The organism is Paenibacillus sp. UMB4589-SE434, assembly GCF_030226685.1.
Classification (GTDB): domain Bacteria; phylum Bacillota; class Bacilli; order Paenibacillales; family Paenibacillaceae; genus Paenibacillus_B.
Genome location: NZ_JASOYK010000001.1, coordinates 1,461,773 through 1,482,622, shown reverse-complemented (window position 1 = coordinate 1,482,622; position 20,850 = coordinate 1,461,773). Strand labels below are relative to the sequence as shown.

The window sequence follows — 20,850 nt, the reverse complement described above, 5'->3', positions numbered from 1 at the left end:
GTCTACAAGGAGCTGTAAACTTGATGAAGCTTTCTTATTTTGTGGGTGCATGTGATAAGAGTGACATGCTGCTCGGAATATGTACACTGCTGAGCAGATTGAATCGGCGAGTGTTGTTAGTAGACGCAATGTCGTCACCATGGCTAAAGTATCGCAATCAAACTTGGTTAACGAAAGAAAAATGGTCTCATTGGAAAGGTATCGATACGGTGTCTACCGTGATGAATTGGGATGAGCTTGAAGAATTAGCTAGTGGGTACAATATTCAACTTAGTGAATATGATGATATTTTTATCGATACGGATCGTGTTGCATTTAGTGAAGCTAATCTATTTATAGAGGCACATGCTAGATATATTGTGCAGACGGTTGAAAGTCATTCGTTGCACAGGAACCTGGAATGGTTGACAACATTTAGCTTGCTGCACGACACAAAGTTGGATGGCAAGCTGCAGTTTATCATTCTGCATGCAGTAGACAAGGAGCAGGATCAGTTATACGTAGAGGGACTTTTAAATACTTCAGGTTATCATTCTGTCAGTGAAAGTGTTGTCATACCTTACGATGAATCCGATTGGACAGCAAAGATGCACAACGAAACTGAGGATATGATCAATGTATCGATATACGCACGAGCTACCAAGTTGGCATGGCGAAAGATTGTGGAATCGCATTTCGGACCCCTTGCTGACAAAGTGTGGCGTCATTGCATGAAACAGCCTCAGAAAGGGATGTGGTTACATAATGCCATGTAAGCATTGGTGTTTATCTACTGCATCTCGTCATGTATTCGGGCAGTCGACTATGGCATCCATCATTGCGGTTAGGTTGGCTGCTCAACACGGGATGCGCGTGTTAATCGTACATAATGACGAGTTAAATAGTGGGTCAGAGCAACTGCTGTGCAGCTCAAAACTTCATTCGAGACACATGATAGCGTCCACTGAGCGATATGGTGATGTGCCTGATGGTTGGACTGCGGTACAACGATATTTAAGGTCACATCAGTTAAATTCTGAGCTGCTTGTGTCGTGTACGACTCCAGTAATTCCAAAGTTGGACATTATTCGAGTTACAGGTCTTGTTCAACCAAGAAAAGAAGATTCAAATGAAACGAATGAGCTTATGCCGAGTTGTATTCAATGGATGACTATTGCTTATGACATTATAATATGGGACTTGAATGTCCGAGACATTCTTATTTCTTCTGTAACGAAGAAGGAAGAAGAAAAGAGCAGCATATTAAATCAATATAACTTATTTAACTGGTTTACAGAGGAATCGTACGGCCTAATTCAGATCATGAGTCAGGTGCGTACCGACAAGGACAAGGCTGCGCATGTGCTTCGTCTAGATCCAGATCCCTTAGAGTGTGTATCGCCAATTAAGCACCGATTAGGCTTAATAAACATGTATGATCCGGAATTGTTAATAAATTTAACGCATATAAGGCGAAAATACAAGTCGCAACCAGTGTTTGCAGTTCCTTACGATTCAGCACTTCGAAATAGCAGTGCGGGTGGCACATTATTACCATATTTAATGAGGCTAAGCTATCGCATGGGGCAAGGAGAGCATGTGCCATTATTAAGAGGAATCGATAAGGTTGTTGAACATATCATCCTCTGTTCCAATACAGTAGGACGCCAGTCATGGGATGGTGCAAGGCAGTGGGGATAATATTGGGGCCATATGGGGTGCTCTTGATTGTTACTACGACATTGCTTATAACAATTCTCATCATTTGGCTGATTCGACGAAAATGGATGTGGAAGCACGAAGCTTACCATCCCCCTACAACAATGTGGAACTGGGAGGAGCTGGCCCAATTTGTACGTGAGACGTTCCAGCAATGGACGAGTGATCCACTGCTGGACCATTACGACAGTGATGAGACGTATCGTAGGGTTTATACAAGGCGAGAATCTTTGCGTCGTGCATTGCGTGTATGTAATAGCGGGGATCGAACTCAGAAGGAGTTCGTAAAGGATATGATTTCAGAGCTGATCACTACACATGTTGTTTGGTCAGAAGAGCAGTACAATATTTTAATTCCATTCCAGAAGTCATCCGAAATGTGCATTAAAGATAAATTTGATATTTTATTGTTTGTATATATAGATCGATTCGGTGCAGATGCCATGCATGAGCTCATCCAGAAATATAAATGGGATCAAATGAGGCGCCGCTATAGCTCAAGTGGACAATGGGAACCATCTTATGAAATTAGCGAAGAGGATATTAATGATGCCTTTCGTCAAGAACGGTTTCATTTACAGGACGAAATGCGAATTCGCCTTATTTCTCAGCGTATTTACGAACAATATAAAGGTTTGTCCGTAATAGATGAGCTGCGTGATCAACGTGTAGATGGCATATCTGGAGGAGTAAGCGGAATGTCCACCTCAACATTTGAGCAAGTATATGCTAGTGGCTTCCGTGCAAACGAGATAGACGGGAAGCAACCTCGTTCAGTTGTTCCACTCTCTTATGACAGTGTGTGGTTGTTCTACAAAGGAAAGTCTATTCGAATGTCATTTTTAAGCTTTGGTAATGAAGCAGAACTTAGACGTGTATGCCATAACATTTACAAGTACCGAACACCAGGGCCTTTAACAGAAGCAGATGGTTATCGAGTTAATGATTTGAAAGATGGCTCAAGGATCGTGGTCATGCGTCCTCCTTTCTCAGAGTCGTGGGCATTTTTTTTAAGAAAGTTTGACCGGACGAACCCTTCTCTGGAGAAGCTTATCCCTGATAAAGGCTCACAGGACGTAATTCAATTGCTGCGATATTTGATGAAGGGAGCTTGCGTAACGGCGATAACTGGCGCGCAAGGCTCGGGTAAGACAACGCTTTTGATGGCAATAGTGGAAGCCATCTATCCATTTTACCCGCTTCGTGTACAAGAACAGGCATTTGAGCTTCATTTGCGTCAACTATACCCGGAGCGCAACATTTTGACTTTACGAGAGACGGAACGTATTAGTGGGCAAGCTGGTCTAGACGTTCAAAAGAAGACGGATGGATCTGTTCATATATTAGGCGAGGTGTCTACTGATCCAATTGCGGCATGGATGATTCAGATGGCCCAAGTAGCCAGTTTATTTACTGTGTTCACGCATCATGCCAAGACGTTTCCAGACCTGATAATGTCTTTGCGGAATTCATTGCTGAAGACAGGGATGTTTCATGACGAAAGAATTGCGGAACAACAAGTGGCTTCAATTATTCATGTTAATGTACATTTGGGAAGAGACACTTCAGGCAAGCGTTATATTGAACGTATTACGGAGTGCATTCCACTATCAAGGAGAGGACATACTGCTTCTTTGTTAGATGGAGCTGCAGAGGGGATAACTGGGAACTATCCGATCAACAGCTGGTCGCCTTTTATTGAGGTGGCAAGCAACTATTACAAACAGTGTTTAAATCAAAATTTGTATGATTATCGTAACATTGTGGAATTTAAGAATGACCAATACATATGGGTGAATGGTTTAACGGAGCAATTAACAACGAACATGCTTAAGGAAATGACAGAGGAAGATAATCAGGCATGCCAAGATTGGTTATCTTCAAGGGGGAAGTCACGTGTCTCTTAACTTAATATTAGTTGTTATCCTCTTATTAAGTAGTATGTGTGCCCTGGTAATGTGGATTAGGATCAAAAGGTTAGAGCGGTCGCCGTGGAATAAGTCTATTTATTTCCAGCACCGAACAGAAGTTTCAAGTATACGAAAAGTGATTCGGAAAAGTTATCGTTATTTGTGCCGTATTCCCTTACTTAAGTTCAAAGTAAGAAATGTACGTCTCAGGCTGAGTGGGTTATATGGTTACAATGAGTGGCTTTTGCGGGAACAGACGGCAAAAGTTATCTGGGGAGTTCTTGGAACTATTGCTGCTGTAATTATTGTGTTCTGTATGTTTGATCAGGACTGGATTTCAATATTGATGCTTCTAATCGTACTTAGTGTGGCTGAAAGCTTATATATAGATTTAGTTATAGATAAGGCGGAAAGGAAATTGCTTCATCAATCCATCGGCATGTTATCTTATGTTCGGCATGCCTATCATCGGCATCGTATGATTGAGCTTTCCATTGAAGAGGCGTTACAACGTGCGGCCCCACTAATAAGACCTCATGGCGAGAGGCTATTGCATTGTATAGTCGATACGGAGGATGAGTCTGCATTGGCGGCTTATGATGAAGCGGCGCCGCATCGATACTTTAGATTATTTGCCCGATTGAGCAGAATGGTCTCCGAATATGGCGATCCTGTGGACGAACATCGATCTGTTTTCTTGCAGGGTATCTCGATGTTGATTCGCGAGATGCACACGGAACAACTTTTGCGTCATAAACTTAACATGCACATGAGTGGACTTAAGGTAATCGCAGTCATCCCTGTACTTTTTGCATCACCAATCGAGCAGTGGGCCAGAACTTGTTTTCCTTCAATGAATGAATTTTATACCAGTAAGTGGGGATGGTTTGTGAAAGTTATTGTAATAGCAATTGTATTAGCATGCCATCGCTTACTTGGAGAGCTGCAATATCACAAAGCTACTACTGTCCGTACACCTTACAAAGTTTTTTCCGCTAAACGCATCCCACAGGCAAGGTGGGTCACTAGTTTTGTCCTAAGTTGGATAGGACACATTCCGAGCCGAACACTTCAGGCAAATGTGCGCTCGCTGCAGGAGTCAAATATAGGGATATCTATCGTTGCGTGGTACAAGCGCCGCCTGCTTACATCAGTTATTTGTCTCGCCGTCAGTTCGATAATATGTATTGGCATCCATGTGAGTATTGACTATGAATTTTGGAATAAGGACAGGAGGTGGACAGCCTTGTTGCCAACAACAACTGCACTTTCGGGATGGCAACCGCCAGTGTCGAGCGTAAACGGCGAAAGTAAACTTACGGATGAAGACAGACAACGTATAAAACAATTCAAACACTTGGTGAAGGACGCAAAACCGTCTTCCTTTACAAATAGTGGGCAGCAACAAGCGCTGCAAGAGCAGATAGCCGTACAATACCCGCAATGGAGTCAGCAGGCGGTAAACAGGCTTAGCGAACGCCTTGTAGAAATGACTACTGAACTTATACGCAACGGATTTAAGTGGTGGGAAGTGCTGCTAGTTATAGCTGCTAGCGGAATGGGTTATTATTTCCCAAGTGTACAGCTTGTTCTTAAAAAGCGTATACGCACGATGGACATTCGTATTGAATTAAGTCAATTTTACTCTTTGACGATGTTATTAAGATCGTTTGAGCGAATGACGGCAGAACAATTAATTGATTGGATGGCCCGAAGCTCAAGCAGTTGCCGTGGGGCTTTGTTACATTGTCAGATGATGTGGGAAAGTGGTGCAGAAGAAGCGCTTAATACGCTTCGGCGTGATATTCCGTACCCCGAATTTGTAAGGTTTGTTGATCAATTGGAGGCGGCGTATGAGCACGTACCATTAAAAGAAGCATTTGATGATGTGGAGCAGAATTGGCTATTTGACCAAGAGTGGAGACGTCAACAGGAAGAGCAAAGTGTAGAGGTGAAAGCAGTCTGGGGCCAGTGGCTTGGATTTGCTCCGATGTATGCAATTACGTTTTTATATTTAGTACTTCCATTGGTATGGATAAGCGCACGACAGATGAATCAGTCTTTCACACAAATTCAACATCTTTAGGGGATGATGTAAATGAATAATGCACAATCGGCACTTAAAGTGGCGGCAGGCATATTTTTGACTATTGCATTGATTACGATCGTTGTACTGTTGTTTGTTTCAGCACAAGAAGCGACAAAGACAGCACAGAACGAGTTCTCTTCTATACAGACAGAATTAAGCAAAGCTTCATTTACTGTTTATGACAATACAACTGTAAGTGGCTCGCAGGTTGTTAACGCAATTCGAAAATTTAATCAAAAGGAACAGTTCGGTATACGTGTAATTACGGGCAAAAACAAAGTTACTAATGCAGGCCACCCTGGAATCTCCTATGGTTACGATGTAAACCTAGACGGTACGATTAACAATACCATTAATCCGAATAGCACGATGTTGCTGGCAACTACAGAATCATTAGATACATACGTAAATCCAAGCGGTAAATTTAAAGCAAGTCTAATCGTTGATTCATCAAATGTAACTAGAGGAATTGTATTTGAACAACGTTAATATAGACGAGTGGAGTGATTTATGGGTTCTAATGGTAGAGATGCGGTGGAATTGTCTGTTGCTGTGCTGCTGTTTGTATTCTCCTTAATACACGCGTTGTCCTGCGCACAGACATCAGCAAGAACATTTCAGCAATTAAGTGCAGCTAATACAAACAAAGATCACACAGTTCATTCCACAATCGGAATGGTATCTGAGTCAACCTTGACAGGAGCTGACATCGTGATGTCCCTTGCTTTCTTACAGGAGGAAACAATTGAAATAGTCATTGGAAATGAGGTAGTACAGTTAAATGCCAAGGACCTTGAGGAGGTTAATGTATCTATGATCAAGCTGAATAAATCATATAGTGAGACAACATATCGTGATCGTTCAGGCCGGATTGTTCGTATACGTTATTTGTAAGGTGACATGTGATGGTTGATGCATTGTCAAAACTGCTAGGAATCATCATAGCCATTCTTCTCCTATTTATATTTCCATTGCAAGAGTCGTACGCAAGGCAGGCGGATATTCAGTACTTAAATGTGTTTAAGAGTACGACTGAATTTACGGATGCAATCCGGGATAAGGGCTATATTACACCGCGAATGTGGTTAGATTTTCAGGACGAGATTACGCAGCTTGGTATGATGATGGATATTAACATGGAGCATTTTTCGAAGCAGTATGATCCAATTTACGATGATCCATTAGAGCCAGCCACCTTTCACGAGGAATTCCTTGTACGCCACGAAATTACAAATACAGCAGGCATTATGGAGGTGTTATTTCCGAATAATACGGAACCGAAAGAAGCATTAACTCGCCGATACCTGCTGAAGATAGGCGATTATGTACAAGTAATCGTTCATAACCGGCAACAAACAGCAGATGATGTTATGTTGGAGTGGCTGACGTCCTCATTTGCTGAATGGAAGCGAATTGACGTCTCAGTTGGAGGAATGGTTCGAAATGAAGATTATTAAGCTCGCTCTCCTTATGGTAGCCATCAGTTTTCCGTGGTTTTGGAATAATCGTTTACAGGCCGAGGAGCAGTTACGGCACTTACGTACCGTACAGTCGTATAATTATTTTCTAGACACTGCCGTCGATGATGCGGCGACAAGCCTCCACGCAAATCCAACTGACATCGATAAGCAAATGGGTTACGAATCACCGAAGCTAATTTCAATTAATAAGGAAGCTGCATTAAGAGCGTTCTTGGAAACGCTTTTCATAAATATTAATATTGTGGATGATCGAATTAGCCAAGATATGCTTATGTCTTATATCCCGGCAATAGCTATTGTGAACTATGATGGACTCGATATCTGGACAGAGGAGGAATATGTTGATAGTACGGGGAAATCACATTTAAAACATGTATGGCTTCCTAAAATCCCCTTTACCTACACCGATCAAAACGGTTACGTTTATGCTTTCACATTAGACGATTATGTTACGGTGTACTTACCGAAGTTGAAGTTATGGATTAAAGGTTATCAGCGAGAGCTTATGCAGCATACAGCGTTACCCCTGTTAAGGGATGGAACCCTATTTGAATCCGTTCGGCGCACGACGATTGTGAATAAGGTGCAGGACGAGCTTGCCTATCGAATAAACAGGCATAATTATTATTCGAAACGGATAGGTACGGCATACAATTTTACGTTTCCTACTATATCAGAAGAGGAATGGAACAATTCTATAAACGATGTTGGTGTGCTGGCTTTCGTACAGGATCTTCCAATGGGTGCTTATAAGTACAACAATTATGCTATTGGTGGTGCGCGGTTAATAAGAAAGGATTTATTATATGGAACCGTGCGGGATGGGATTAAGATAGCCCTTCCGGAGAAATGTAAACCACTTGTTGTGGAAGAGGTGCTGTCTAATTCTAGAGAAGCTGTGAAGCGAGGCTATTACGTAAAGTATTGTTCATAACTGCCACGTGTGACCACGACATGCGAGGGCATGTCTCTTTCCAAAATATAAGTTTCGTGATAAACTAGCGTAGCAATCAAATTATTGTCATAGTTATCCATCACTAGGGGGGCCGTATATCGGCTGAGATGAAGCGTAAGCTTCGGACCCTTAGCACCTGATCTGGATCATGCCAGCGTAGGGAAGTGTGGATTGGAATTCTTCAAGTGAATCATGGTGACACTCCGAATTAATGATATTTAGTTGGATAAATATCCCGTTCGAAGTGTATTAGTGCAAACTAATAACTACCTGATTTCACTAGGTGTTCGTTACTTCCAATTGGATTGGGAGTAGGAACCTGAATGAGGCCAATCTTCAACCACTCTCTACGTGAGAGTGGTTTTTTTGTGTTAGTTCATGTGTTGACACTTGGGTAAAAGAAGAGGTGAGAATAGTGTGATTGTGCCATGGCTTCATATTGTTACTCCTGAAGGTGTGTCTGCGAAGGTCATCGTTCAGACCGTGAAGTTATTTGCTCACGAGGTAGATGCTGTTCATCTGCGACAGAAAAAATGGAGTGCCATTCAAATGTGGAATGTTCTAGAAACAGCGAGATTAGAGGGTATCCCCATGCATAAGTGGATTGTGAACGACCGTGCGGATGTGGCCGCTTCCTGTGGTGTGAGAGGTGTCCATTTAGCGTATCACAGCTTACCTGTCTATACAATTAGACCACTATATCCGCAGCTGACAGTAGGGGTATCTGTTCATAGTCCGGCAGAGATCATGTCTTGTGCGGAGGGCGGCGCTGATTATGCGATGTACGGACATATTTACGAGACAACATGCAAGCAAGGTTTGGCTGGTCGTGGGCTTGCGGGATTAATATCATGCAGGCAACAGAGTGATATTCCTATTATTGCTATTGGTGGAATTACACCGGAGCGAGTTACAAGCGTGATAAACGCAGGGGCATCTGGAGTTGCTGTCATGTCACCAATATGGGAAGCATCATCACCTTTGAATATGGTGCGGCGTTATAGAGACGCCATGCATTCTCTTGTTCATTGAGTAACTATAGATTCCATGATGACCATTGAAAGGAGTGATACACATGCCAGCATCTGTACTTGCAGCTTCAACCATGAGCATAAATCATGCTGATTTGATTGTTGTAGGAGGGGGAGTAATTGGTTGTGCGATCGCTTATGAGGCAGCATTAAATGGACTGAAAGTAACTGTATTGGAGAAGGACCGGATCGGAGAAGGAGCTTCTAGGGCTGCAGCAGGGATGCTGGCTCCTGTTGCAGAGCGTATCCAACATGATGAACTCGCGCAATTTGCTTGTACTAGTCATGATCTATTCCCAGGGTGGAGTGAACAGTTGTGGGAACTATCGCAAGTCGATCTTGAACTGCGTTTGAGAGGGATTCATGTTCCTGTGATGAAAGGAAGTGACTGTACAGCAATTGGTCTTCAGCTTCACAAAGCAGTCGAATCACATCCAAATGGAATTAATTATGGGGTGGAGTGGATCGATAATTCGATGCTTCAAGCTCTGCCTTATTATCACGACTCCGCCATTGAGGGGGTGTATATGCTACCTAAAGAAGGCCATCTATCTCCTATAAAATTGATGGAAGCTTTGTTCACAGCCAGTAAAAAACTAGGTGTCCAGTTCCATGAACATGAACAGGTGGTTGACTTCTTAATTGAAAATGGGCGTATCCAAGGAGTTCGTACTGGATCCGGCAGCTGGTACAGCGATCATGTGCTGATCTGTTCAGGATTGGATAGCAATATGTTAACTGATAAATGTGGAATTAGTCTTCCTCTCCACCCAGTGAAAGGTGAATTGGCTGTTGTTCGGTCCAAGTTAACCATGTCTAGTGTGATGTATGGAGATGGTGTATACATTGTTCCAAAGGGTAGGGGACGAATATTTATCGGTGCAACCTCTTATCCAAATCGTTATGACAAGATTGTTGAAGTCGGTTCCGTCATGAAGCTTATGGAAAAGGCGTGTCGTTGCATTCCTGAGCTGGAGCATTCGGAGTGGGAACAAGCTTGGTCTGGTCTTCGACCTGCAACGGCAGATGGACTTCCATTTATGGGACCAATATCTCATATTAAAGGCCTTTGGATAGCGGCAGGCCACTTTCGTAACGGGATTTTGTTAAGTGCCGCTACAGCTATCGGTATGACGAGGTGGCTATTAAAAGGTGAGGTGCCATGGATGTGGATGGAAGCGTTTAATCCTGAACGTAGCAAGGCCACGCAGCTGGTGGGAACGAGTAATTATTAGATAAGGTGGGATTTACGATGGAGCTAAGGGTCAATGGCCATGATATGGAATTATCGATGCAGGAGGCGCATATCCAGCATCTGATTGAACATTTGCATATGACACACAGGATTGTAATTGTGGAACATAACGGCACGATTGTACCAAAACATAAATACGAGGCGACTACTATCATGAACGGTGATCGTATCGAAATTGTACACTTTGTTGGAGGAGGCTGACTAGAAGATGAAAACATCACATTTACAAATAGGATCCCATTGCTTTCAATCACGTTTGCTGTTAGGTACGGGGAAGTTTTCAAGTTTTGAAGTACAGCAGCAAGCGGTTGAAGTATCGGAGACTCAAATATTAACATTTGCCGTACGTCGAATGAACGTGTTTGACCCCAATCAACCTAATTTCCTAGAACAGCTTGATCTTTCCAAATATTCATTGCTGCCTAATACCGCAGGAGCATCCAATGCAGAAGAAGCGGTTCGCATTGCTCGTCTTGCACAAGCTTCGGGATTGTGTGACATGATTAAAGTTGAGGTGATCGGAGATGCAAAGACACTCCTGCCAGATCCGATCGAGACCTATCGCGCATGTGAGATATTGCTGGAAGAAGGCTTTACTGTACTCCCTTACATATCAGACGATGTTATTTTGGCTAAAAGACTGCAAGAGCTAGGGGTTCATGCTATTATGCCGGGTGCCTCTCCTATCGGAACTGGGTTGGGTTTGCTTAATCCTCATTACTTATCGTTTATTATGGAGCAAGCGACTGTCCCAGTCATTATTGATGCAGGAATAGGTACTCCCGGAGATGCAGCCAAGGCAATGGAGCTTGGTGCAGATGGTGTATTGTTGAATACGGCTGTGGCGGGAGCGACTGATCCGGTTAAGATGGCGGAGGCGATGAAGCTAGCTGTTCAAGCTGGGCGACTTGGTTACATTGCTGGTCGAATTCCGATGAAACGATATGCATCGGCAAGTAGTCCTGTAGAAGGATTGCCCGTATGATTGTTGTATCTAAAGATGTTCCACACCTCAATGAAAGGACATTATTTGAAGCTGTACAGGATCAAGCGCCGTTTGATGGGGTGGCACAGAGGATTAAAATGGAGAAGTCAGGGTCTTTTGACGCATCTCATTTGTCACTTACGTGTGTTCCGCGAACACTTACAATAGCGGGCTCGGATAGCAGCGGTGGCGCGGGAATACAGGCGGATATTAAGACCTTTCAAGAGTGTGGAGCTTATGGCATGTCAGTCGTTACGGCAATAACTTCCCAAAATACGTATGGGGTTCGAAATGTTCATCCTATACCGCTTGAACATATCACTTCACAAATCGATGCTGTTCAAGAGGATATTGTCCCGGATGCAGTCAAAACGGGCATGCTGGTGGATGAGTTAACGATTCGTATAATCAGCGATAGAATGAGAACCTATGGATGGTCAAATGTAGTGGTAGACCCTGTCATGATCGCGAAGGGTGGGTCCACACTTTTGAGTATTTCAGCAATTGATACGCTGAGAAGGGAGCTACTGCCCCTGACCACAATAGTGACACCAAATATTCCTGAGGCAGAAGCGCTGGCTGAAATGAGGATTCACACATTCGAAGATCGAATTCAGGCGGCTGAGCGTATCCACGCAAATGGGGTTCAATATGTGTATATCAAGGGAGGACACGACAACAAGTTGTCCACTTGCGATGACTTGCTTTACGATGGTTACACAACTTGGTGGTTCTCCAGTGAGAGAAGAATAACGCCTCATACACATGGAACAGGCTGCACGTTATCAGCAGCGATGGCTGCATTTCTTGCAGGTGGCGCGTCCGTTGCTCAGGCAGTATTTCATGCAAAACAGTTTGTGTACGCTGCAATCAGTGAACCGCTGGAGATCGGTCATGGCCAGGGGCCAGTGAATCACTGGGCACATCGACAAAGGTATGCAAAGGAGGGGGGATCATGATAAACAAAACAATGAGTAGTGAGCGAACCCTTCGTCATCAATTAAAGCTAATGTTTGTGGCCGGTACTGCCAACTGTCCATTAGGCTTGGAGCATACACTGCTGGCTGCTTTGAAGGGAGGCATAACATCGTTTCAATGGCGGGAGAAAAGTTACGAGTCTGAACTGACAGCAAAGCAGAGAACACTCTTGGGACGTCGTATTCGTAAATGGTGTACAGCTCACAAAGTTATGTTTATTGTAAATGATGATGTGAACATGGCTGTAGAGCTGGAGGCAGACGGTGTTCATCTGGGACAAGAAGATATGTCGGTCTTTCATGCGAGACAAATATTACCACGGCATGTTATTATCGGAATGTCCGCGCATAATGTTGAAGAAGCAAGACAGGCCGTCGCAGATGGGGCTAATTATTTAGGTGTGGGACCGATGTTTCATACACTTACTAAACCGGACATTCAGCAGGTTTCAGGACCGTCTGTTATTTCCTCCATTCGTGCTGAAAAGCTGACTATACCGATTGTCGGTATAGGTGGCATTCGCAGGGAAAGAGTGAAACAGGTCATGGATGCTGGCGCAGATGGGATTGCGGTAGTACAGGCGATCTCGGCAGCAAGAGAAATAGAGCTGGAAGTGGGCGCATTGTACACTTGTGTAAGTAGTATTGGGTAGCGATGTCTCGTTAGAGGAGGAATATGAAGTGTCACTTAGGTGGCGTGCAATAGGTGGAGTATTTGTTACAGCATTAAAACTAGGGTTAACATCTTTTGGCGGACCAGTTGCACATATCGGCTTCTTTCATAAAGAATATGTTGAACGTCTAAAATGGATAAATGAGACGCAGTTCGGTAATTTAAATGCCTTGTGTCAAATCATGCCTGGGCCCTCCAGCAGCCAGCTTGGGATTGGAATCGGTATGCTAAGAGCTGGATGGCTAGGAGGGGCCGCGGCTTGGCTAGGCTTTACATTGCCTTCAGCTCTCTTGTTGATGTCGTTTGCACTTGGTCTAGAATCATGGAGCTCGAGCCAGACGGGATGGCTTCAGGGCCTTTTGTTGGTAGCTGTGGCAGTGGTTGCGCATGCGGTATGGGGAATGGCGAGACACTTTACTCCCGATCGGGAACGGATGAGTATAGCAGTTGCTGCGTTAGCTGCAAGTTATTTCTTTGCTTCGCCCTATACTGGAGTGGTTATTATGATCTTAGCAGCATGTGCTGGCTGTTGGCTCTACCGACATGAAGCAATAACAGTGTCACCTGTTGATAATCATATGATCGCCCCCTTGATATCACGAAAAAGTGGTCTTGTAAGTTTAATAGTACTTATTAGCGGGTTATGTCTGCTTCCGTGGCTGGTTTCCTTGTTCTCAGGCATCGCTTTAAGTTTGTTTGATATGATGTTTAGAACAGGATCGCTTGTATTTGGCGGAGGACATGTCGTATTGCCACTGATTAAGAGTGAACTTGCTCATATGGGATGGCTGACGGAAGAGACCATTGTTGCCGGTTACGGCGCAGCCCAAGCGGTACCAGGACCATTGTTTACTTATGCGGGGTATATAGGAGCCTCCATCGGAGAAGGGGCTCAAGCAGTTATGTTCGGAAGTATTGCGTTAGTTGCTATCTTCCTTCCTTCTTATCTGATGATGGGAGCAGCGCTTCCTTTTATAGAGAACATTTATCGTATCGTCTGGATCTCTAGGGCGCTGAAAGGCGCGAATGCCGCAGTGGTAGGACTATTGATTGCAGCGTGGTACGACCCTATATTCACTTCGGCGGTTCAGACGCCGCTGCAGTTTGTCGTTGCGGTTACAGCATTAGTATTACTCGTATACTGGAAATTACCTCCGTGGAGCATTGTGTTTGTTTCTGCTATAGCTGGATCACTGCTCTTTACACCATAAGCAGTTTTGCAATGATGTTAAGCCAACATTCAGTTAGATGATGGCTGTATAAATCTATCAATAATGTACACAATAGGTGCACGTAGACATTGTAATGTTTATCTCTTATTTTAGAAGATAAGCAGTAAGGGAATATGAATGAAAACGGAACCTGTTGAGGTATGGATACTTGATGATGGAACAGAGCTCGCTGACGAGGCCGCTCTATGGCTCGAGCAGTCGGGTACAGATGTGACTCGAATCAAGGAATGGAACGCAAATCTCATTTGTGAGCAGCTTGAGATTGATTTTAACTTATCAGGCGATACAAGCAGCAATTTGATGGTGAAGAGGCGTGTTTTGTTGTTTGTAGAAGGAGCAGGATCGTTATCCTGTCAATGGAAGCAGGTGATCACGGAAATCTCTTCATTATATACAGCGAGAATGAGTACAAGACTGACTTGCAGACAACTTCTAATATGTATGCTGTTTGTGCCTCATCAACCTGAACCCGACAGTTATACATTTTTGCTTTTGGGTGGTGATGATGTCATACAGTTCCCATGTTCCCGCATGGAATGGGACTGCAGATTACAGCGTACGCAGCTGAATGTATTGACGCAAGACGATGATTCCACAAATATATATCAGATTGGCGATCTGATTATTAATCCGCAATCGCGCACAGTAAGACGGGGCACAACAGAATTGCAGCTGACTGCGCGCGAATATGAACTTTTGGTTATTTTGGCTCAGCATCATAGTCGGCCTGTCAGTCGCAAGTTCTTGATGGCACATGTATGGAGCATAGACTTCGATACAACAACCAATATTGTCGATGTATATATTCGATATTTACGGCGCAAGATCGATAAAGGCCGGAACCCTAAGCTGATCCATACCGTAAGAGGCTACGGTTATCAACTTAAAGATCCGACCAGGTAACTTGTTTTCCATCTGCTCAACTAGCGATTTTTGGCATGATTAATTATAGTAATTAGATTCAGGTGTATGAATGATATGTGGATTGTTGTGCAGCAACACGCGGCGTGCAGTTACATATCGATCACTCCACGTATCTGAGTTTAAGTTGGAGTAAGTAACTCCAGGCTTCCCGAAAGTATGCAGGATCTTATTGTTACCTGCATAAATAGCAACGTGAGTGATCTTTCCTTTGCCGGGGCGACCACTAGAGAAAAAGATCAGATCTCCTTTTTGTAGCGCTGATCGTGTAATGTGAGTGCCTTTTTTAGCCTGCTCGTAGGAGGTTCGAGGCAGGTCAACACCCTCTTGATTAAATAAGTATTGAACCAGAGAAGAACAGTCAAAGCTGCGCGTCTGGAAGCTTTTCGCACCAAAGACGTAACGTGTTCCTAAGTATTTTTCACCTTTTCTAAGGATATTGCTAGCGGCTTGTGCAGTATAAGTGTTGGTTGTATAGGTTGCTTGTGTCTGCTGCGCATCAGTATTAGAATCCGCTTGTTGAGTCTGTCTAGTTGAAGTGATACTTCCGCTATTAGCTGAATCGGCTAATGCTGTATGTTCAGGCAACATACCTGTAAGAGCAACTGTCATAATGGCGACGACTGCGATGCGGCGATATGTTAAAAGTGTCATCTTTGTCATCCTTTCGTTACTTTTTTGTCAACAAAAGTATAACAAAGTGTATTTACTATGTTTATATACTAAAATATACTAAATGTCTGCAATCCTTTGCCCATTAACACAGTAAGCGTTTACATTAAAAATTGATGAGTGCCATTACTGCGCTTTCATATCCAAAAAGGGGCATGCCTTGAGTCGTAAGGACATTCATGGAGAGCTCTTTTTATCATACTTGTAAAGACCTTTTGTAGAAACCTAAAGAAGCCACCTTGATGGAAAAGCAGTGTCTGCAATCACAGAGAAGGGTGGCTTCTTTTGATATATTACTTACATGACGTTAGACCTACAAATTGATGGGATGGAATCTAATCGTTGCTGCAAATGACAAGCAGCAGACCTTCTCTGATGGACACACTGCCTTCCTCGGCTATCCATTTGTTGCTAATGCCCAGGGATTGACCGATAACAAGTGACGCATCGTGCAATGGATACTGAAACCCAATCAGGTTAATACCATGTACTTCCAACGACAGTGGGAGTAAGGATAAATAGGTGTAATGCTCTTTTTTAACCGTTAACTGTCGATCCGCAAGACGAATGCAGTTATGTCCATCTATAATACGCATGTCGATTTGTAATTCAAGAGCTCGTTTTAACAAGTGAATATTGGCCAACGTGTGATCCAGTCTTGTTCCAGTGCCTGCACATAAAGTGATGGAAGTTGCCTGATGTTCAAGGGCCGCTAGAAAGGCAAGCTCCGTATCCGTATAATTTTTGTCAATGGCATCACAGCCTATGTAGTGATGACTGGAAGTTTGAATATGTTCGCGTTCCCATTCGTGAACGGAATCAAAATCACCAAGCGCAAGGTCAGGCGTATATCCAAGTGCAAGAATAACGGCAGCTCCGCGGTCAGCACCAATGATATAATCAGCTTGTGCCAATACAGTAGCGATGTCTGCATCTGGGCTTCCACCCGATACGATTACAATCTCACGCTGATGTGGATCTCTGTGTTGTTTCATTAGTAGACCTTCCTTTAATCCAAAGTTCTTACATTTCTTATCGTAGGAATGTTACATCTTAGTATATCTTGTTCTGCTGGATGTACCAAGAGTTGAAACAGAAATGAACAAACGTTACAATAAAGAAGCTGCTTGTTGAGGGGGAATTGAGATGATCTCTGTACTTTTTGTGTGCTTGGGCAATATATGTCGTTCGCCAATGGCCGAAGCTGTGATGCGTCATCAGGTAGAGGAGGCAGAGTTGTCTACACATATTCAAATAGACAGCGCTGGAACAGGGGATTGGCATATCGGCCATTCGCCGCATGAAGGAACTCGCCAGATGCTTGATCAAGTGAGAATTTCATATGCAGGAATGAAAGCAAGACAGGTAGAAGAAAATGATTTCACGAATTTTACTTATATAGTGTGTATGGATGAAAATAATGAACGGAATGTTATGGCATGGAAGGGTGCTCATGATCGAACAGCTGAAGTGCTTCGTTTTATGTCGCTGCTGCCTGAAGAGCCAATAACAGACGTGCCAGACCCTTATTATACAGGCAACTTTGATGAAGTATATCGTCTGGTGTCAGAAGGTTGCAAGCAGCTGTTGGCTAAGATTGTTCGTGAACATCACTTGTCAGTTTGAGAACTCATTGCGTTTTGAGAGTTGGTTCTATTGATCGTATTGTAAGTACGGGTTATGACGATATCGATCACAATCGCCATTTAATAAAGAAGTGACATACATCCTTGTATGTCACTTCTTTCATTTGTTTCAATAAGAAGGAACACCATTTGAGAATAGGCACATGTTATTCCAGGAAAAATCGAAGTGCCTGCGGGATATGCTGCTGCCAGAAACCCCATTGGTGTTTCCCGTCGAGCTCCTCGTAGTGGAAATTAGCTGCTCTGTCAGCAAACAAGCTTCTTGCCTGACGGTTCAATTCCACAAAGTTAAAAGTGCCGCGGTCTGTATCAAATGCTGTTTCCTGCAAACCAACAATCATAAACAGATGCAGCCAACTCAGGTCACGTTGTTCAGTAATGATAGCCTGCGATGCAGCATAGTAGGCACCAGAGAGTGAGATGATTTGTCTAAATTTCTCAGGGTAAAGCAGCGCCAGATGAAGAGATACCGTACCACCAAGTGAATCACCTGCCACGATGATGTTGGTCCAATCGGTACGAACGGGATACAGTTTCTCAATGGCTGGTACGATATATTCAGCAAATGATCGCGTATATGATTCAAACAGCTCTCCATCTGGTGAATATTCCTCTGTTCGTATTTTTTTGTCGACATCGACTCCTACTATAATAAAGGGTTCAATATCTTCATCTAATATAAGCTTGTTGGCGATTGTCGCAATTCGGCCAAAATTAAAGAAGTCTTCTCCATCCTGACAATAGACAACAGGATAGCTGAGTACTGCTTGATATCCTGGAGGTAAATAGACGCGAACGGGACGGCTGCCGCTTGCTAATAGCGGACAGGCTATTTCATGTTTAACGACAGTACGCTTGAGATAAGCAGAATCAGTCATGTTAAGCACCACCTATGCAATATTTTATCCAAATTAGGAAACACTATCGCAGTATGATGTACATACCGCTTGTAATTAAAGGGTTGAAAACATGTGAAAAGGATGAATAAGATTTCAACTATTTTTCACAACTTAGACAATTTTGTAGTACTCTGTTATAGTATTTAAATACGCCTGTTATAACAACAATTCTCAAAATATTCACTTTTTTCGCGATATGTTTTGACCAAACGACTAAAACAGGTGTATAATAATTCTATAACAGAGAAACAAATTCTTCAAACTTTTATTGAGGTGAAAATGATGAGCAAGTTCCCATTTGAAGTTCAGACGGAAGATGTACAACCATTGTCCGTGTTGTCTCCGGAAGGCGAAGTCATCAATCCAGACATGATGCCTGAATTGACTGACGAGCAATTAAAAGAAGTTATGTACCGTATGGTATTTACACGCGCATGGGATGATCGTGCGATTAACTTAGGTCGTCAAGGCCGCTTGGGCTTCTACGCGCCAGTATCTGGTCAAGAAGCTTCCATGGTAGGTAGCGTGTATCCGCTCCAAAAGGAAGACTTTGTTGTTCCTGCATACCGTGACATGCCTCAGATCGTATGGCATGGTTTGCCGCTGTATCAAGCATTCTTGTATTCCCGCGGTCATCAGCACGGCGGACAGATTCCAGAAGGCGTTAATGTTCTTATGCCGCAAATCATCATTGGTGCGCAAATTTTGCATGCTATGGGTATTGCGAAGGGCTTTAAGTTAAGAAAACAGCCACAAGTTGCAATTACGTATACAGGTGACGGTGGATCTTCCGAAGGCGACTTCTACGAAGGCTTGAACTTCGCAGGCGCATTCCAATTGCCTGTTATTTTCTTTGTACAAAATAACGGTTATGCCATCACAACGCCATTTGCTAAGCAAACTGCAGCTAAGTCTATTGCTCACAAAGCGGTTGCAGCTGGTATTCACGGCATGCAAATCGACGGTATGGACGTATTGGCTGTTATCAAAGCCGTTCAAATGGCTGCTGAACGTGGACGTAAAGGCGAAGGTGCTACACTGATCGAGGCGTTGACTTACCGTTTCCGTCCTCACTCCATGGCGGACGATACAACCAAGTATCGTACGAAAGACGAAGAAGCAGAATGGTCGATCAAAGATCCAATCGTTCGTTTCGGTAAGTTCCTGGAGAAAAAAGGTCTGTGGACTGAAGAAGAAACAGCTCGCGTAAAAGACGAAGCGAAAGCGAAAGTCAATGAAGAAATCAAACGCGCTGAGCAAACAGAAAAAATGACAATTGCGGGTCTGATCGACACAATGTTCGAAAAGACACCACAACATTTAGAAGAACAAAAAGCGGATTTTAAATAAATTTCAGAAGCTGATACAGCTTGAACGGGACTGCAAAGCATAAGGACTTTGCGATAACGGTAAGGAGGAAACGAAGCAATGGCTCAAATGAATATGAAAGAAGCGATTCGTGACGCAATGCGCGTAGAATTGAAACGTGACCCTAACGTAATCTTGTTCGGTGAAGACGTAGGTCATGTGGGCGGGGTATTCCGTGCAACAGAAGGTTTGCAAAAAGAATTTGGTGAGGATCGTGTATTTGATACGCCGTTGGCAGAGTCCGCTATTGGCGGTATGGCAGTAGGTCTTGGCGTACAAGGATTCCGTCCAATCGCTGAAATCCAATTCGTAGGCTTTATTTATGAAGCTCTCGACCAAATGTGCGTACAAGCTGCACGTATGCGTTACCGTTCCGGTGGTCGTTACAATTCACCAATCGTTTTCCGTACACCTTTTGGTGGCGGTGTAAAAGCGGCTGAATTGCATACAGACTCCTTGGAAGGTTTGTTGGTGCAAACTCCAGGTATCAAAGTTGTAATTCCTTCGAATCCATATGATGCAAAAGGCTTGCTCATCTCTGCGATTCGTGACAATGACCCTGTCTTCTTCATGGAACATTTGAACTTGTACCATGCTTTCCGTGATGAAGTACCTGAAGGCGAATATACAGTAGAACTAGGCAAAGCTAACGTTGTGCGTGAAGGTAAAGACGTAACGATCCTCTCTTACGGCTTAATGGTTCATACATCAATGAAAGCTGCTGCTGAGCTCGAAAAACAAGGCATTGAAGCAGAAGTAATTGATTTGCGCACATTGATGCCGCTTGATATCGATACAATCGTTGCTTCTATTAAGAAGACAAACCGTTGTATTATCGTGCAAGAAGCGCAAAAAACATCCGGTGTTGCTGCTGAAGTTATTGCCCAAATCAACGAGAAAGCGATTCTTCACCTTGAAGCTCCAGTACTTCGTGTTGCAGGTCCTGATACGGTGTATCCATACGCACAGATCGAAGATCAATGGCTTCCGACTCCAGCGCGTATCGTAGAATCTGTTAACAAAGTTTTGAACTTCTAATATAGAACCGCAACAGATAG

At 43.5% G+C, this 20,850-nt stretch carries 22 protein-coding genes and 1 riboswitch; of the genes, 19 read left to right on the top strand and 3 right to left on the bottom strand.

The window, feature by feature from the left end:
• Positions 1-23: 23 nt before the first annotated feature.
• The 16 genes from QP775_RS05950 (at position 24) to QP775_RS05875 (ending at position 15,189) form a co-directional block, all read left to right on the top strand.
• Entirely contained in the window at positions 24-755 is a 732-nt protein-coding gene (locus QP775_RS05950; protein WP_285104424.1) for a hypothetical protein, read from the top strand.
• Positions 745-1,680 (top strand): hypothetical protein, encoded by a 936-nt coding sequence (locus QP775_RS05945; protein WP_285104422.1) that lies wholly within the window; start codon positions 745-747, stop codon positions 1,678-1,680. Before QP775_RS05950 ends, QP775_RS05945 begins: the two co-directional genes overlap by 11 nt.
• Positions 1,653-3,605 (top strand): ATPase, T2SS/T4P/T4SS family, encoded by a 1,953-nt coding sequence (locus tag QP775_RS05940; RefSeq protein WP_285104420.1) that lies wholly within the window; start codon positions 1,653-1,655, stop codon positions 3,603-3,605. Before QP775_RS05945 ends, QP775_RS05940 begins: the two co-directional genes overlap by 28 nt.
• 139 nt (positions 3,606-3,744) lie before the next feature.
• Positions 3,745-5,694: a GTPase SAR1 gene (locus tag QP775_RS05935; protein ID WP_285104418.1), complete on the top strand. Its 1,950-nt coding sequence runs from the start codon at positions 3,745-3,747 to the stop codon at positions 5,692-5,694.
• 12 nt (positions 5,695-5,706) lie between these two features.
• Positions 5,707-6,186, top strand: coding sequence for an ABC transporter permease (locus QP775_RS05930; protein ID WP_239327962.1), 480 nt, complete (start codon positions 5,707-5,709; stop codon positions 6,184-6,186).
• A 21-nt stretch (positions 6,187-6,207) separates the two neighbouring features.
• A complete protein-coding gene (locus QP775_RS05925) occupies positions 6,208-6,591 on the top strand; it encodes a hypothetical protein (protein WP_239327961.1) in 384 nt (127 codons plus the stop codon).
• An 11-nt stretch (positions 6,592-6,602) separates the two neighbouring features.
• The gene (locus QP775_RS05920; RefSeq protein WP_285104416.1) at positions 6,603-7,154 is read left to right on the top strand and encodes a hypothetical protein; all 552 of its coding nucleotides are present in this window, start codon (positions 6,603-6,605) and stop codon (positions 7,152-7,154) included.
• Positions 7,141-8,112, top strand: a complete 972-nt coding sequence (locus tag QP775_RS05915) for a hypothetical protein (RefSeq protein ID WP_285104414.1) — start codon at positions 7,141-7,143, stop codon at positions 8,110-8,112. Before QP775_RS05920 ends, QP775_RS05915 begins: the two co-directional genes overlap by 14 nt.
• Positions 8,113-8,207: 95 nt before the next feature.
• Positions 8,208-8,313: riboswitch (TPP riboswitch) on the top strand.
• A 237-nt stretch (positions 8,314-8,550) separates the two neighbouring features.
• Positions 8,551-9,165: a thiamine phosphate synthase gene (locus QP775_RS05910; RefSeq protein WP_285104412.1), complete on the top strand. Its 615-nt coding sequence runs from the start codon at positions 8,551-8,553 to the stop codon at positions 9,163-9,165.
• Between the two features lie 43 nt (positions 9,166-9,208).
• The gene (thiO, locus tag QP775_RS05905; RefSeq protein WP_285104410.1) at positions 9,209-10,399 is read left to right on the top strand and encodes a glycine oxidase ThiO; all 1,191 of its coding nucleotides are present in this window, start codon (positions 9,209-9,211) and stop codon (positions 10,397-10,399) included.
• 17 nt (positions 10,400-10,416) lie between these two features.
• Complete coding sequence (gene thiS / locus QP775_RS05900; protein WP_239327956.1) at positions 10,417-10,620, top strand: sulfur carrier protein ThiS; 204 nt, start codon at positions 10,417-10,419, stop codon at positions 10,618-10,620.
• Between the two features lie 7 nt (positions 10,621-10,627).
• The gene (locus tag QP775_RS05895; protein WP_285104408.1) at positions 10,628-11,404 is read left to right on the top strand and encodes a thiazole synthase; all 777 of its coding nucleotides are present in this window, start codon (positions 10,628-10,630) and stop codon (positions 11,402-11,404) included.
• Positions 11,401-12,363 (top strand): bifunctional hydroxymethylpyrimidine kinase/phosphomethylpyrimidine kinase, encoded by a 963-nt coding sequence (gene thiD / locus QP775_RS05890; RefSeq protein ID WP_350338960.1) that lies wholly within the window; start codon positions 11,401-11,403, stop codon positions 12,361-12,363. Before QP775_RS05895 ends, thiD begins: the two co-directional genes overlap by 4 nt.
• A complete protein-coding gene (gene thiE / locus QP775_RS05885) occupies positions 12,360-13,034 on the top strand; it encodes a thiamine phosphate synthase (RefSeq protein ID WP_285104407.1) in 675 nt (224 codons plus the stop codon). The genes thiD and thiE overlap by 4 nt, the downstream gene beginning before the upstream one ends.
• A 28-nt stretch (positions 13,035-13,062) precedes the next feature.
• Positions 13,063-14,265 (top strand): chromate efflux transporter, encoded by a 1,203-nt coding sequence (chrA, locus tag QP775_RS05880; RefSeq protein ID WP_285104406.1) that lies wholly within the window; start codon positions 13,063-13,065, stop codon positions 14,263-14,265.
• A gap of 138 nt (positions 14,266-14,403) precedes the next feature.
• On the top strand, positions 14,404-15,189 hold the full coding sequence (locus tag QP775_RS05875) for a winged helix-turn-helix domain-containing protein (protein ID WP_285104405.1): 786 nt from the start codon (positions 14,404-14,406) through the stop codon (positions 15,187-15,189).
• A gap of 39 nt (positions 15,190-15,228) precedes the next feature.
• On the opposite strand, the gene QP775_RS05870 is transcribed toward QP775_RS05875, so the two are convergent.
• Positions 15,229-15,861, bottom strand: coding sequence for a C40 family peptidase (locus QP775_RS05870; protein ID WP_285104403.1), 633 nt, complete (start codon positions 15,859-15,861; stop codon positions 15,229-15,231).
• A 353-nt stretch (positions 15,862-16,214) separates the two neighbouring features.
• Positions 16,215-16,874 carry a thiamine diphosphokinase gene (locus QP775_RS05865; RefSeq protein WP_285104401.1) on the bottom strand — a complete coding sequence of 220 codons (660 nt, stop codon included), beginning with the start codon at positions 16,872-16,874 and terminating at the stop codon, positions 16,215-16,217.
• A gap of 151 nt (positions 16,875-17,025) precedes the next feature.
• Between QP775_RS05865 and QP775_RS05860 the strand changes: the two genes are divergently transcribed.
• The gene (locus tag QP775_RS05860) at positions 17,026-17,505 is read left to right on the top strand and encodes a low molecular weight protein-tyrosine-phosphatase (RefSeq protein ID WP_285104399.1); all 480 of its coding nucleotides are present in this window, start codon (positions 17,026-17,028) and stop codon (positions 17,503-17,505) included.
• A 166-nt stretch (positions 17,506-17,671) separates the two neighbouring features.
• Here the strand turns inward: QP775_RS05860 and QP775_RS05855 are convergent, their stop codons facing one another.
• Positions 17,672-18,403 carry an alpha/beta hydrolase gene (locus tag QP775_RS05855; protein WP_239327948.1) on the bottom strand — a complete coding sequence of 244 codons (732 nt, stop codon included), beginning with the start codon at positions 18,401-18,403 and terminating at the stop codon, positions 17,672-17,674.
• Between the two features lie 303 nt (positions 18,404-18,706).
• Here QP775_RS05855 and pdhA point away from each other — a divergent pair, with 303 nt between their 5' ends.
• Both pdhA and QP775_RS05845 read left to right on the top strand, forming a co-directional pair.
• On the top strand, positions 18,707-19,774 hold the full coding sequence (gene pdhA, locus QP775_RS05850) for a pyruvate dehydrogenase (acetyl-transferring) E1 component subunit alpha (protein WP_239327947.1): 1,068 nt from the start codon (positions 18,707-18,709) through the stop codon (positions 19,772-19,774).
• Between the two features lie 78 nt (positions 19,775-19,852).
• Complete coding sequence (locus tag QP775_RS05845; RefSeq protein ID WP_239327946.1) at positions 19,853-20,830, top strand: alpha-ketoacid dehydrogenase subunit beta; 978 nt, start codon at positions 19,853-19,855, stop codon at positions 20,828-20,830.
• The last annotated feature ends 20 nt before the right edge of the window (positions 20,831-20,850 follow it).